Source organism: Polaribacter sp. MED152 (assembly GCF_000152945.2).
Classification (GTDB): Bacteria; Bacteroidota; Bacteroidia; order Flavobacteriales; family Flavobacteriaceae; genus Polaribacter.
This window is the reverse complement of the sequence record NC_020830.1, coordinates 897,768-911,674: the sequence shown is the minus strand read 5'-3', so window position 1 is coordinate 911,674 and position 13,907 is coordinate 897,768. Positions and strand designations below refer to the sequence as shown.

The following is a 13,907-nucleotide window of genomic DNA, read 5'->3' as shown; positions in this document are numbered from 1 at the left end:
TATTATCCTTTAGGAAAACTTATATAAAATGTAGTGCCTTTATTGGGTGTAGAATCTAACCAAATTTTACCATTGTAAAGTTTGGTTATTTTTTTTGCTTGCGCCAAACCAATACCTACACCTTCAAATTCTTCATCTGGATGTAATGTTTTAAAAATTTCAAAAATAGTGTCAAATTGGTCCTTAGCAATTCCAATTCCATTATCAGCAATGGTGTACAAGTAATTGTTGTCTTTAATTTCTGATGTAACTATAATTTTAGGTGTGCTACCTTCTTTATGAAACTTTACTGCGTTTTCTATGATGTTTAAAAAGAGCAAATAAAAATCATTTTTAATTCCTTCAATTTGATGATCTATTAAATTAAAGGATAAGTCAGCATTTGAAGTTGTAATTTGTTGGTATAAGGCATCTTTTACATCTGTTAAAACCTCTTTTAGAACAACCTTTTCAGATTTCTTAGAATTACCAATTAAAGACAAATCTAACAAAGAAGAAATATAACTTTTCATTTTGGCAGTAGACTTGCTAATTACTTTTAGGCTCAATTTACCAATATCATCTAACTTGTCTTTACTGCTGTCTAACAAGCTTAAATAAGAGATAATGTTATTTAAAGGTTGTTGCAGGTCATGAGAAGCTAAATGAGAAAACTGTTTCAGTTCCTTATTTTGTTCAGATAAATGCTTGTTTTTGGCAAGTAATTCATCGTGTTCTTTTTGCAGCGCTAATAGTTGCTCCTTATAATTGTTCTCCACTTTCTGAGGTAGTATTTTCTTGTTCTAAGACTTCTTTTTCTGCTTTATCCCAAGACTTTTTTTCTTTAATCTTTTTGTAAATACGAATGCTTAACATTAAAAGTACACCAAATAATATAATTCCAACTACACCCCAAATCCAATTAATAGCACTTTTTATGGTAACCAGAAAAACGACCGCAAATAATATTAAAGTGGCAACTTCATTAAAAATACGTAATCTAAACGCAGAATATTTTATAATATCTTTTTGAAGTTTATTGTAAATATTTTGGCAGAAACCATGGTAAAAATACAAGCCTAAAACAAACGTAAGTTTCACATGCATCCAAGGTTCAGATAAGTAATATGGATTTGTATACAACATCCAAAAAGCAAAAATACTTGCTAAAATGGCAGATGGCCAGGTTATAATATACCAAAGCCTTTTACTCATTAATTTATACTGAGTTTGCAAAATTGTTTTTGCAGGTTCTAATTTGGTTTCTGCTTCTGTATGATAAATAAATAAACGTACAATGTAAAATAAACCTGCAAACCAAGTTACTACAAAAATAATGTGTAATGCTTTTATGTATAGAAAATCCATATTCTAAATATATTTTAGATTTTTAATAATTAAAGTCATAAAATCAGTTTTAAATGACATTTAAGTGAAATGCAATATAAGGAATGACTTTTAAATTTAATTTTAAGCTTCAATCCAATTTACTAAAACATCAACCCAATCATCATTATCATTAATACAAGGTATTGCATAAAAAGCTTCTCCACCTGCTTCTAAAAAGTCTTCTTTACCTTCCATCGCAATTTCTTCAAGAGTTTCTAAACAGTCTGATACAAAAGCCGGAGTTACAACTGCTAGTTTTTTAACACCTTCTTCTGGGTATTTTTCTAACATTTTGTCTGTGTAAGGCTGTAACCATGGATCTCCTGCTAATCTTGATTGAAATGAAACAAAATATTGATGTGGTTCTAAACCCAAGTATTCAACAACTTGCCATGTGGTTTCATAACATTGATGTTTATAACAAAATTCGTGAGCTGGAGATTCTGTTTTACAACATGTAAAATTTTTGCTATCTGAAGGGTTGCAATGGCTTTTTGTAATATCTGATTTACGCACATGCCTTTCAGGAATTCCATGATAAGAAAACAAAATTTTATCCCATTCTTTGCCTTCTAAATGGTTTTTAATACTGTCTCCCAATACTTTGATGTAGTCTTTTTTATGGTAAAAAGCAGGTATGTGATTAAATTTCATTTGAGGGAAAAATTCCTGTCTTAATTCCTCTGCTAATACTAAAATTGTATCAGTAGTAGCCATAGCATGTTGTGGATATAAAGGAACAATTAAAACATCTGTAACACCTTTATCATGTAATTCTTGAAGCCCCATTTTTATTGATGGTGTTCCATAACGCATTGCTAAAGCTACAGGCAGTTCGGTTTTTTCCTGAACTTTTTCTAATAGTCTTTCCGATAAAACAATTAATGGAGAACCTTCCTCCCACCATATTTTTTTATATGCTTTTGCAGATTTTTTTGGTCTTGTATTTAAAATAATACCCTTTACCAATATGGTTCTTAACCATTTTGGGGCATCTATTACTCTCTCATCCATCAAAAACTCTTCCAAATAGTTTCTAACATCTTTGGTTGATGTGCTTGCTGGTGATCCTAAATTTACTAATAAAACTCCTTTCATGTTTGCTGAATTTAGTTCATTTTTTATGCTGTTCTGATCTCATTTGCAGAACTTATTATATAATGACAACTAATAATTGCTCTTTATTTTTAGTTGATTTGTTATTTCGTAAAGTGTAATGGCTAAACTGTGAATTACATTCATAGATGAATTTCTACCATACATAGGTATAGCTATGGTTTCATCTACCAAATTTATATTCTCAATCCCATTTCTTTCACTACCCAAAAGTAGTACGATTTTTTCATATTTTTTAAAATCAAAATCTTGAATATCGATACTTTTATCAGTAATTTCTATGCCTATAATGGTGTTTCCTTTTTGTTTTAATTCTTGAATGAGTTGGTCAAACTCAGAATAAGTTTGGTATTCAATTTGGTTGATGGTATTTCTGGCAGTATTAATTACTTTTCTGTTTTCTATAGAAGGGGAGTTCTCATGAAAATAGATTTTTTCTACTCCAAAACTTTCAGAAATTCGAAAACACATGCCTATATTTTCTGGAGTTCTAATAGCATCACAAACAATAGTTATTGGAAACTTTTGCTGTTGGTTTTCTACATCATTATGCGTTAACTGCTTCACTATAATTAGGTGCTATTGATTTAAACTCATTACATATTTCTTTGGTGTAGTGCCAAACTTCTTTTTAAAAGCAGCTATAAAATGGCTAGCAGTGCTGTAACCAACCTGTGTGCCCACTTCATTAACATTGTATTGGTTAGTTTCTAAAAGTCGCCTAGAATGCTCCATTTTATAATCGAATAGAAAACTGTAAACGGTATCACCATAAATTTGTTTAAACCCTTCTTTTAGTTTTTTAATATTTAAGCCTATTTCATTAGCTAATTCTTGCAAACTAGGTGGTTCTGCCATTCTAGAAATAATAATCTCTTTGGCTTGTCTAATTTTTAAAACATTCTGTTCGTCTACTAAAAAAGGACAATATTCACCTTCTGCAGTTTCATCTTTTTGAAAATGTAAACTTAGTAATTCGTAAACTTTACCTTTTACATACAAGTCTCTTATAGAGCTATTGATGTTAGAGTTGATGATTTGCTGCAATACTATAGCAACAGTTGGTTTTATTTCTGCATCATCATAATATTTTTTGTTGCTATTTTCATCACTCAAAAAAGGAATGTAACCAGATTCCTTGGAAAACAAGGAGTGAAATTTTTCTATAGATATTAATAAAGAAATAAGTGTTGTTTTTGGCTGTATCTCTAAGTTAATTGGTAACGTTCTTTGAGGATTGTAGAGTAGTATTGATCTGTTGTCTAAAACATCAAACGAATAAGAACTATTATTGAACAAAAATTTAGATTTACCTCGTAAACAAAAATGAATTTGAATAAAAGTGCTATCTATTTCGCGTTCAAAGCTCTCTACTTCTTTGCTTTCGTTCTGAAAATGAAGAACATAAAAACCTTTTTCTAGGTTAATTTCGTCTAAAGTACTTTCTCCGACATTTTTAAACATAATCCAATATTTATTTCAATCTGCTTTTATTTAGAATGGTTCTATATAAAATTACCGCAAATCCTTTACTGTCAACAAAAATAAGGAATTTTGAATGTTTTTATCTCATTTAGCATCTAAAAAACATAGAACGTTATTTAAAGTACTTTTAGCGATATTTTTTTTTAAGAACTCTTTATACTTTTGTACCACTTTTAAGGTTTATGTTAGAAACAGCGAAAACACATTTTTACAATATTGGCGTCAGTTATAAAAAAGCAGATGCAAATACTCGTGGTAAGTTCTCTTTATCTAAAGATAATCAGGCTGCGTTATTGGAATTAGCTAAGGCTAAAAACTTTGAAGGTGTTTTCATTTTATCTACCTGTAACAGAACCGAAATTTCTGGTTTCGCAGAACATCCTTACCAATTAATTCAATTATTGTGTCATTTCTCTGAAGGTACAGTAGAGGAATTTGCTTCTATTTCTAATGTGTATAAAAATCAGGATGCAGTGCATCACTTATTTAGAATAGGTACTGGTTTAGAAAGTCAAATTTTAGGAGATTATGAAATTGTAGGGCAATTAAGGCAAGCTTTTAAAATGGCCAAATTGCATAAAACTACGAATGCATACTTAGAAAGATTGGTAAATAGTGTGCTACAGGCAAGTAAAAAAGTAAAGAACGATACTCGTTTAAGTTCTGGAACTACATCTGTTTCTTATGCAGCTGTGCAGTATATCATTAAAAATTTACCAGATTACAATTCGAAAAATATATTAGTTTTTGGATTGGGAAAAATGGGAAAACATACTTGTAAAAATTTAGCAGAGTATACACAAAACAAATCTGTTTGTTTGGTGAATAGAACAGAAGAAAAAGCTGCTGAGTTTGTAAAAGAACATCATTCTATAAGAAAATCGGTTATAGAAAATTTAACAGAAGAAGTAAATAATGCAGATGTATTAATTGTTTCTACTGGTGCAGATAAACCAACTATTACAAAGCAATATATTTCAGGTGATAAAGAATTATTAATTTTAGATTTATCAATGCCAGAAAATGTAGCGAAAGATGTTACTGATTTCGACAATATTTCTTTGGTAAATGTAGATGAACTATCTAAAATTACAGATGAAACTTTGGCAGCTCGAAAACAAGAAATACCAAAAGCAGAGGCAATTATAGAAAAACATAAATCTGAATTTAATGATTGGTTAAATCATAGAAGATTTACGCCAGCCATTGCAGCTTTAAAACAATCATTAGAAACTATTAAAAACGATGAAATTAACTTTCAAAGGAAAAAAATAGCAGATTTTGATGAAAGTCAAGCAGAAATAGTAACTTCACGATTCATACAAAAAATAACAACTCAATTTGTGAAACACTTAAAAGATGAAGAAACATCTGTTGCACAAAGTTTAGAGGTCATCAATAAGGTTTTTCAATCTTAAAAACTACTTAATGCAAAAAACGATTAGAATAGGAACTCGCGAAAGTCAATTGGCTCTTTGGCAAGCAAACAAAGTACGCAAACAATTAGAAGAATTAGGTTATGAAACCGAAATTGTTCCTATAAAATCTACAGGAGATATTATTTTAGATAAGCCTTTGTATGAGTTAGGTATTACCGGAATTTTCACTAAAAATTTAGACATTGCCTTATTAAATGAAGATATAGATATTGCTGTTCATTCATTAAAAGATGTACCAACTGCATTGCCAGAAGGAATTATGCAAGGTGCAGTTTTAAAGAGAGCTAATTATTCAGATTTGTTAGTTTTAAAAGATACAGAAGAATTTTTCGGTCAACCAGGAGGAATTATTGCTACTGGTAGTTTACGAAGAAAAGCAATGTGGTTAAATAGGTATCCAACTCATAAAGTAGAAGATTTAAGAGGAAATGTAAATACTCGCTTAAGCAAGTTAGAAAATAGCGAAACTTGGAATGGAGCTATTTTTGCTGCTGCTGGTTTAGAAAGATTAGGGTTAAGAGAAAAAGGAGCAATACCTTTAACATGGATGATTCCTGCACCTGCACAAGGTGCAATTATGTTAGCTTGTTTAGAAAAAGATCAATTTGTAATTGATGCCTGTGAACAATTAAACCATTATGAAACCAAAGTTTGTGTGGGTATAGAACGTGAATTTCTTAGGTTGTTAGAGGGTGGTTGTACAGCTCCAATTGGTGCTTTAGCTTATGTTGATGAGAAAACTCAAGAAATCAATTTTAAAGGAATTTTATTAAAAAGAGATGGTTCTAAGAAAATTACAGTAACAAAAACTGCTAAATTAGGTAGCCATAGGTATTTGGCCAAAGATTGCGCAGATTATGTAATTAATAGAGGTGGTAAAGAGTTAATTGCAGAAGATGAAGAAGTAGGTGAAAGAATAGCTTCTGTTTACTCAACCAAAAAATTATCAGAATTGCAAAAAGAAGTTTTGTCTTCTGCAATAGGTATAGAAGATAGCGATTTTATAAAAATTCGATTTAATAGAATTTCTCCTAAGGTGATGAAAAACGAAATCGAAAACGTTGTTATTACAAGTCAGAATGGAGTAGAAGCACTTTTAAATTCATTTACCAAAGATGAAATGAAGTTTAAAAACATCTATTGCGTTGGTAGACGAACTAAAAAATTAATAGAAAACAGAATTGGTAAGGTTACTAAAGCTGCTAAAAATGCAAAAGTACTTGCAGAATATTTATCTAATGAGTTAGAAAATAAGAAAGTAACTTATTTCTGTAGTGATGTTCGTTTAGATATTTTGCCTGCGTATTTACAATCTCATTATATTGTTGTAAACGAGGTTGAAGCTTACAAAACAATGTTAAGTCCAGAAAAATTAGATGATTCAATTACTGGAGTATTATTTTATAGTCCTTCAGGTATAGAGAGTTACTTAACAAAAAATAGTGCAGATAAGATTGCATTTTGTATTGGTGAAACCACTGCAAAAGAAGCAAGAAAACATTTCGAAAATGTTCAAGTAGCTAATTTACCTAGCGTAGATTCGGTTTTAGAATTGGTGAACAGTCATTTTACATCAAACTAAGAAAATGTTTAGAACAAGAAGATTAAGAAAAACAGAGGGTATTAGAAGGTTAGTTAAAGAAACCAAACTTTCTGTAGACGATTTTATTTATCCATTATTTATAGAAGAAGGTGAAAATATAGAAACAGAAATTGTTTCTATGCCAGGTATAAAACGTTATTCTTTAGATACTATTTCTAAAGAGTTAGATGAGGTAGTTTCTCTAAATATACCAGCAGTTTTACTATTTGGTATTCCTTCAGAAAAAGATGATGAAGGTACAGAGACATGGAATGATAATGGAATTATGCAACAAGCAATTCGTTTTATCAAAACCAATTATCCAAGTTTGTACGTAATTACAGATGTATGTTTTTGTGAGTATACTTCTCATGGTCATTGTGGAATTATTCATGACAATGATGTAGATAATGATGCAACTTTGGTAAATATTGCCAAGCAAGTTATATCACATGCAAAAGCTGGTGTAGATATGGTTGCACCTTCAGGTATGATGGATGGTACTATAGATATGATTCGTCAATCTTTAGATAATTCTGGGTATCCAAACTTGCCAATTATGGCCTATTCAGTAAAATATGCATCAGCATTTTATGGGCCATTTAGAGATGCTGCAGATTCTGCACCAACTTTTGGTGATAGAAGAACCTATCAAATGGATCCTTCAAATAGAGATGAAGGTTTAAGAGAAGCCACTTTCGATGATCAAGAAGGTGCTGATATTTTAATGGTAAAACCAGCTTTATCTTATTTGGATATTATTAGAGATTTAAAAAATAATTTTGATAGACCTATTGCATGTTATAATGTAAGTGGAGAATATGCAATGGTTAAAGCTGCTGCAGAAAAAGGCTGGATTGATGGAGAGAAAGTAATGATGGAAAGTTTGTTGTCTATGAAAAGAGCAGGTGCAGATATTATCATCACCTATTTTGCAAAAGAGGCAGCAAGATTATTATTAAAAAGTTAAAAGCTTAAAGATGAAATTTAGTAAATCAGAAGAGTTATATCAAAAAGGATTAAAACATCTTGTAGGTGCAGTAAATTCACCTGTAAGAGCGTTTTCTTCAGTAGGTGGAAATCCTTTGTTTATAAAAAAAGCAAAAGGAAGTAAGATTGTAGATGTTGATGGAAATGAATATGTAGATTTAGTAGTTTCTTATGGACCAATGATTTTAGGTCACAGACACAAAGCTGTAGAAAAAGCGGCTAAAAAAGCCTTAAAAAAAGGATATTCTTTTGGGGCATCTACAGAAGCGGAAATTAAATTAGCAAAAATAGTTTGTGATGCGTTTCCAGAAATGGATAAAGTTCGTTTTGTAAACTCGGGTACAGAAGCTGTTTTAAGCGGAATTCGTTTAGCAAGAGCATATACAGGTAAAGATAAAATTATCAAATTTTCTGGTTGTTATCATGGGCATCAAGATGCGTTATTGGTAGCTGCTGGTTCTGGTTTAGCAACACTAAGTTTACCTGGTTCAAAAGGTGTGCCTGAAGGAGCTGTAAAAAACACGTTAATTGCAGAATACAATAATTTAGAAAGTGTAAAAAAGCATTTTGAAAATGATGATAATATTGCAGGTGTAATCATAGAGCCTATTGGTGGTAATATGGGAGTTGTAATTCCACAAAACGATTTCTTAAAAGATTTAAAAGAATTGGCCAATAAAAACGGAGCTGTTTTAATTGCTGATGAAGTTATGACTGGTTTTAGATCTACTTTTGGAGGAGCTCAAGAAAAATTAGGAGTAACTGCAGATATCACCTGTTTAGGTAAAGTAATTGGTGGTGGATTTCCTGTGGGAGCTTATGGTGCAAGAAACGAAATTATGGAAAATGTTGCACCTTTAGGAGGAATGTATCAAGCAGGTACTTTGTCTGGAAATCCAATAGCAATGGCTGGTGGAATATCAACATTAACCGAATTGAAAAAGCAAAATCCTTATGATAAATTCGAGGAAATTGGTGCTATTTTAGAGGTGATTCTTTTAGAATCTGCTAAAAAATATAATGTAGATTTAGTTGTGAATAGATTTGGTTCAATGATGAACCCTTTCTTCACAAAAAGTAAAGTCACTAATTTTAACGAAGCTCAAACTTCAGACACCCAAAAGTTTGCAGTTTTCTTTTGGGAAATGATTAAAAACGGAGTCTTTTTACCTCCAAGTCAATTTGAAGCTTGGTTTTTAAATTCAGCAATCTCAGATAAGGATATTAAAATAATAGCGAATGCTACTGACAAAGCAATGAAAAAAGTAGCAGATAGCTTTTAGCTATTTGCTTTTAGTGATAAACAGTGAGAAATTTTAGAAAACTTAAGATTTGGAGTCAAGGCATTATTATTGTCAAAGAGATTTATAAAGTTGCTAAGAAGTTGCCTGATGATGAAAAATTTGGATTAAAAAGTCAAATTACAAGAGCAGCTGTTTCTATTCCATCAAATATAGCTGAGGGTTCAAGTAGAAATAGTGAAGTTGAGTTTAAAAGATTTTTAGAAATATCAATAGGTTCACTTTTTGAAGTTGAAACACAGTTAATAATTATTCAGGAATTAGGTTTGATTCGTTTAGAAGAATTAACCCCTATTTTTGAATTAATTGCTGAAGAAGGTAAAGTGATAAACGGATTAATAAATACAATAAAGAATAGCTAAAAGCCAAAGCCAAAAGCTAAAAGCTAATAGCCAAAAGCTATAAGATGATAAAAAACGATTTATTTTTAAGAGCGTTAAAAGGTGAAACTGTAGATAGACCTCCAGTTTGGATGATGAGACAAGCAGGAAGATATTTGCCTGAGTTTATGGAAATCAAAAAGAAATACGATTTCTTTACAAGATGCCAAACTCCAGAATTAGCCTCAGAAATAACAGTACAACCTATCAGAAGGTATGGTATGGATGCTGCAATTTTATTCTCAGATATTTTGGTGATTCCACAAGCTATGAATATAGAAGTGGAAATGAAACCAAATTTTGGGCCGTATTTACCAAATCCAATTCGTTCGCAAAAAGATTTAGATTCAGTAATTATTCCTGATATTCAAGATTCTTTGGGTTATGTAATGGATGCTATTAAAGCAACCAAAGAAAAACTGAATGATGAAATTCCGTTAATTGGTTTTGCAGGCTCACCTTGGACAATTTTGTGTTATTGTGTACAAGGTCAAGGTTCTAAAAACTTTGATAAAGCCAAAGAATTGTGCTTTACAAACCCAATTGTGGCACATACATTACTACAAAAAATTACAGATACTACTATTGCTTATTTAAAAGAAAAAGTAAAAGCAGGTGTAAATGCTGTGCAAGTATTTGATTCTTGGGGTGGTATGTTATCTCCTGTAGACTATCAAGAATTTTCTTGGCAATACATGCAACAAATTATTGATGCCTTAAAAGATGATGCACCAGTAATTGCTTTTGGTAAAGGTTGTTGGTTTGCTTTAAGTGATATGGCTAAATCAGGAGCTTCAGCTTTAGGTGTAGATTGGACATGTTCTGCAAAAAATGCAAGATATTTATCTGGAGGTCAAATTACATTACAAGGTAATTTTGACCCTTCCAGATTATTTTCTTCACCATCAGAAATTAAAAAAATGGTAACCCAAATGATTAATGAATTTGGGAAAGACAAATACATTGTAAATTTAGGACATGGAATTTTACCAAACATTCCTGTTGAAAATGCAAAAGCATTTGTAGATGCTGTAAAAGAATACAAAGCAGAGTAAGAATAATGATTCAAAACATCATTTTAGGTATTAAAGAATATGCAGGAGTTTTTAAACTGATGTCAGATTTAAAACTTTGGAAATATTTTATAATACCTATGTTGATTAGTTTTTGCACAGCAATCTTAATTGGTGTAGAGGCTTATGTTTTATCAGACAATGTTGGTGTTCATATTTCCAAAGTCTGGATTTGGGATTGGGGAAAAGAAGTTTTTTCTTCTATCAGTAATTTTATTGGTGGCTTAATTGTTTTAATCATAGGTTTAATTTTATACAAACACATTATAATGGCTTTGTCTGCGCCATTTATGAGTCCTGTTTCAGAAAAAATTGAGAAACATTTTTATGGTGATGTTTCGCATTTGCACAGAAAAACTTCAAATACAGAACAGTTACTAAGGGGAATTCGAATAAATATTCGAAACCTATTCAAAGAATTAATTATAACAGTTCCTATTTTGGTTCTAAAATTTATTCCTGTTGTTAATATTTTCTCAACCATTTTACTATTTATAGTTCAGGCTTACTATGCTGGTTTTGGAAATATGGATTATACCTTAGAACGTCATTTAAACTATAAAGAAAGTGTACAATTTGTAAGCAGAAATAAAGGTTATGTTATAGGTAATGGAATAGTGTTTATGCTATTTTTATTAATACCAATTGTTGGTATAATCATTGTTTTACCACTTTCTGTAACAGCAGCTTCGAAAAAAACGGTGCAATTAATGCACGAAAAAAATAACTTGGTTTATGAAAGATAAGTTTTATGCTTATATAGAGAATTTACAAGATTCAATTACCTCTAAGTTAGAAGAGGTGGATGGTTCTGCAAAGTTTAAAGAAGACCTTTGGGATCGCAAAGAAGGTGGAGGAGGAAGAACCAGAGTTATAGAAAATGGAGCCGTTTTTGAAAAAGGAGGTGTAAACATTTCTGCAGTGCATGGTGAATTGCCAGAAGTGCTAAGAAATCAATTTAAAGTCAAAGAAGGTAATTTTTTTGCTTGCGGTTTAAGTTTGGTTTTGCATCCTAAAAACCCTTTTGTGCCAACTGTGCATGCAAATTGGCGTTATTTTGAAATGTATAATTCAACTGGAGATATTGTTACCCAATGGTTTGGTGGTGGTCAAGATTTAACACCTTATTATCTATTTGATGAAGATGCTACCCATTTTCATAATGTATGTAAAAATGCTTGTGACAAACATCATTCTGAATTTTATCCGAAGTTTAAGAAAACATGTGATGAATATTTTTGGAATACGCATAGAAATGAAGCCAGAGGTATTGGAGGTTTGTTTTTTGATTATTTAAAGCATACAGAACAATTTACAATTGAAGACAGATACAATTTCGTTACAGAAATAGGTGATAGTTTTTTAGATAGTTATGTGCCAATAGTAGAAAAAAGAAAAAACTCAACATATACTCAAGATCACAAAGACTGGCAAGAGGTGAGAAGAGGTAGGTATGTAGAATTTAATCTTGTTCATGATCGAGGAACTTTATTCGGTTTAAAAACAAATGGACGAATAGAAAGTATTTTAATGAGTTTGCCTCCTGTTGTACAATGGAAGTACAATCATCATCCAGAAGAAAATTCACCAGAAGAAAAACTACTAAAAGTTTTAGCAAATCCTAAAGATTGGGTTTAGTTTCATTGATTATTCTGTAATTAATAGGCTGTTTTATACGCTTACACTAAAGATAATTTAATGATTTAACGTTATTTTGTTAATAATTTAATAAAACCTGGTTATTGTAAATTATTTTCAATCCGAATTTTTGTGAATTTCTGTTCCTTTTTTCGTATTTTTGCAATCCAAAAAATAAACAGGAATGGCAAGATTTGAATTAAAGTTACCAAAAATGGGAGAAAGTGTTGCAGAAGCAACAATTACTTCTTGGTTAAAAGAGGTAGGAGATACTATTGAATTGGATGAAGCTGTTGTTGAAATTGCTACGGATAAAGTAGATTCTGAAGTACCTTCTGAAGTTGAAGGAACTTTAGTTGAAATTTTATTTGAGAAAGATGAGGTTGTTGCAGTAGGAGAAACTATTGCAGTTATAGAAACAGAAGGAGGAGATGCAAATAACAATGCTGGTGCCAATACTTCTGCATCTGCACCAAATAAAGAAGAGATAAAGCCTCAAGAAGTTGCTGAAGTTGAAAAAACTATTGAAAAAGCCTCAGAAATTCTAGCTGCACCAATTGCAAAAACTTCAGATTCTGGAAAATTTTACTCTCCATTAGTAAGAAATATTGCTCAAACAGAAGGTATTTCTATGGATGAGTTAGAGAATATTTCAGGAACAGGTAAGGATGGTAGAGTTACGAAAGATGATATTTTATCTTATATAGAAAATAAAGACAATGCTCCACAAAAGCAAGAAGTAGCTAAGCCAAAGGTTGCTTCAAAACCTTCTGATAAGCCTGTAGCTAAGGCTGCACCAGTTTCTGTAAATGGAGAAGATGAAATTATCGAAATGTCTAGAATGGGTAAACTTATTTCTAAACATATGGTAGATTCTGTACAAACTTCTGCGCATGTGCAATCTTTTATAGAAATTGATGTTACCAATATTGTTAAGTGGAGAAGTAAGGTAAAAGATGCTTATTTTAAAAGAGAAGGTGAAAAGTTAACATTTACACCAATTTTAATGCAAGCTGTTGCTTCTACAATAAAAAAATATCCTTTGATAAACATTGCTGTTGATGGTGATAAGATTATCAAAAAGAAAAATATAAACTTAGGTATGGCTGCTGCTTTACCTGATGGAAATTTAATTGTACCCGTAATTAAAAACGCAGATCAATTGAATTTGGTGGGCATGACTAAATCTGTAAATGATTTAGCAAATAGAGCGAGAAACAACGCTTTGAAACCAGATGAAATTCAAGGAGGAACTTATACAGTAACTAATGTAGGTAGTTTTGGTTCTGTAATGGGTACACCAATTATTAATCAGCCGCAAGTTGCTATTTTAGCTTTAGGTGCAATTCGTAAAGTACCTGCAGTTATCGAAACTCCAGAAGGTGATTTTATTGGAATTAGACAAAAAATGTTTGTCTCACATTCTTACGATCACAGAGTTGTAAACGGTGCACTTGGTGGTATGTTTATTAAAACATTAAAAGAAACTTTAGAAGCTTGGGATGTAAATCAAGATTTCTAAATCTGTAATTATT

Annotated in this window: 14 protein-coding genes; 9 read left to right on the top strand and 5 right to left on the bottom strand. The window is 31.1% G+C overall.

The genetic code is table 11. The features are described 5' to 3' along the window. Nucleotides 1-2: 2 nt before the first annotated feature. The 5 genes from MED152_RS04190 to MED152_RS04170 all read right to left on the bottom strand — a co-directional run bounded on the left by MED152_RS04190 (nt 3) and on the right by MED152_RS04170 (nt 3,948). A complete protein-coding gene (locus tag MED152_RS04190) occupies nt 3-758 on the bottom strand; it encodes an ATP-binding protein (protein WP_015480617.1) in 756 nt (251 codons plus the stop codon). Continuing rightward, nucleotides 742-1,347 carry a CopD family protein gene (locus tag MED152_RS04185; RefSeq protein ID WP_015480616.1) on the bottom strand — a complete coding sequence of 202 codons (606 nt, stop codon included), beginning with the start codon at nt 1,345-1,347 and terminating at the stop codon, nt 742-744. Before MED152_RS04185 ends, MED152_RS04190 begins: the two co-directional genes overlap by 17 nt. Nucleotides 1,348-1,449: 102 nt before the next feature. Next, nucleotides 1,450-2,466 (bottom strand): ferrochelatase, encoded by a 1,017-nt coding sequence (gene hemH, locus MED152_RS04180; protein ID WP_015480615.1) that lies wholly within the window; start codon nt 2,464-2,466, stop codon nt 1,450-1,452. Between the two features lie 69 nt (nt 2,467-2,535). Further along, complete coding sequence (locus MED152_RS04175) at nt 2,536-3,051, bottom strand: TrmH family RNA methyltransferase (RefSeq protein ID WP_015480614.1); 516 nt, start codon at nt 3,049-3,051, stop codon at nt 2,536-2,538. Between the two features lie 12 nt (nt 3,052-3,063). After that, on the bottom strand, nt 3,064-3,948 hold the full coding sequence (locus tag MED152_RS04170) for a helix-turn-helix transcriptional regulator (protein ID WP_015480613.1): 885 nt from the start codon (nt 3,946-3,948) through the stop codon (nt 3,064-3,066). A gap of 203 nt (nt 3,949-4,151) precedes the next feature. Here MED152_RS04170 and hemA point away from each other — a divergent pair, with 203 nt between their 5' ends. The 9 genes from hemA to MED152_RS04125 all read left to right on the top strand — a co-directional run bounded on the left by hemA (nt 4,152) and on the right by MED152_RS04125 (nt 13,894). Continuing rightward, a complete protein-coding gene (gene hemA, locus MED152_RS04165) occupies nt 4,152-5,387 on the top strand; it encodes a glutamyl-tRNA reductase (RefSeq protein WP_015480612.1) in 1,236 nt (411 codons plus the stop codon). A 10-nt stretch (nt 5,388-5,397) separates the two neighbouring features. Further along, nucleotides 5,398-6,990: a hydroxymethylbilane synthase gene (gene hemC, locus MED152_RS04160; RefSeq protein WP_015480611.1), complete on the top strand. Its 1,593-nt coding sequence runs from the start codon at nt 5,398-5,400 to the stop codon at nt 6,988-6,990. A 4-nt stretch (nt 6,991-6,994) separates the two neighbouring features. After that, the gene (hemB, locus tag MED152_RS04155) at nt 6,995-7,960 is read left to right on the top strand and encodes a porphobilinogen synthase (RefSeq protein WP_015480610.1); all 966 of its coding nucleotides are present in this window, start codon (nt 6,995-6,997) and stop codon (nt 7,958-7,960) included. 10 nt (nt 7,961-7,970) lie between these two features. Then, complete coding sequence (gene hemL / locus MED152_RS04150) at nt 7,971-9,263, top strand: glutamate-1-semialdehyde 2,1-aminomutase (RefSeq protein WP_015480609.1); 1,293 nt, start codon at nt 7,971-7,973, stop codon at nt 9,261-9,263. Nucleotides 9,264-9,286: 23 nt separating this feature from the next. After that, nucleotides 9,287-9,643, top strand: coding sequence for a four helix bundle protein (locus MED152_RS04145; RefSeq protein ID WP_015480608.1), 357 nt, complete (start codon nt 9,287-9,289; stop codon nt 9,641-9,643). Nucleotides 9,644-9,687: 44 nt separating this feature from the next. After that, the gene (gene hemE / locus MED152_RS04140) at nt 9,688-10,716 is read left to right on the top strand and encodes a uroporphyrinogen decarboxylase (protein ID WP_015480607.1); all 1,029 of its coding nucleotides are present in this window, start codon (nt 9,688-9,690) and stop codon (nt 10,714-10,716) included. A 5-nt stretch (nt 10,717-10,721) separates the two neighbouring features. Next, nucleotides 10,722-11,480: an EI24 domain-containing protein gene (locus MED152_RS04135; RefSeq protein ID WP_015480606.1), complete on the top strand. Its 759-nt coding sequence runs from the start codon at nt 10,722-10,724 to the stop codon at nt 11,478-11,480. After that, nucleotides 11,470-12,372 carry an oxygen-dependent coproporphyrinogen oxidase gene (gene hemF / locus MED152_RS04130; RefSeq protein WP_015480605.1) on the top strand — a complete coding sequence of 301 codons (903 nt, stop codon included), beginning with the start codon at nt 11,470-11,472 and terminating at the stop codon, nt 12,370-12,372. Before MED152_RS04135 ends, hemF begins: the two co-directional genes overlap by 11 nt. Nucleotides 12,373-12,556: 184 nt before the next feature. After that, nucleotides 12,557-13,894 carry a dihydrolipoamide acetyltransferase family protein gene (locus tag MED152_RS04125; RefSeq protein WP_015480604.1) on the top strand — a complete coding sequence of 446 codons (1,338 nt, stop codon included), beginning with the start codon at nt 12,557-12,559 and terminating at the stop codon, nt 13,892-13,894. Nucleotides 13,895-13,907: the final 13 nt, after the last annotated feature.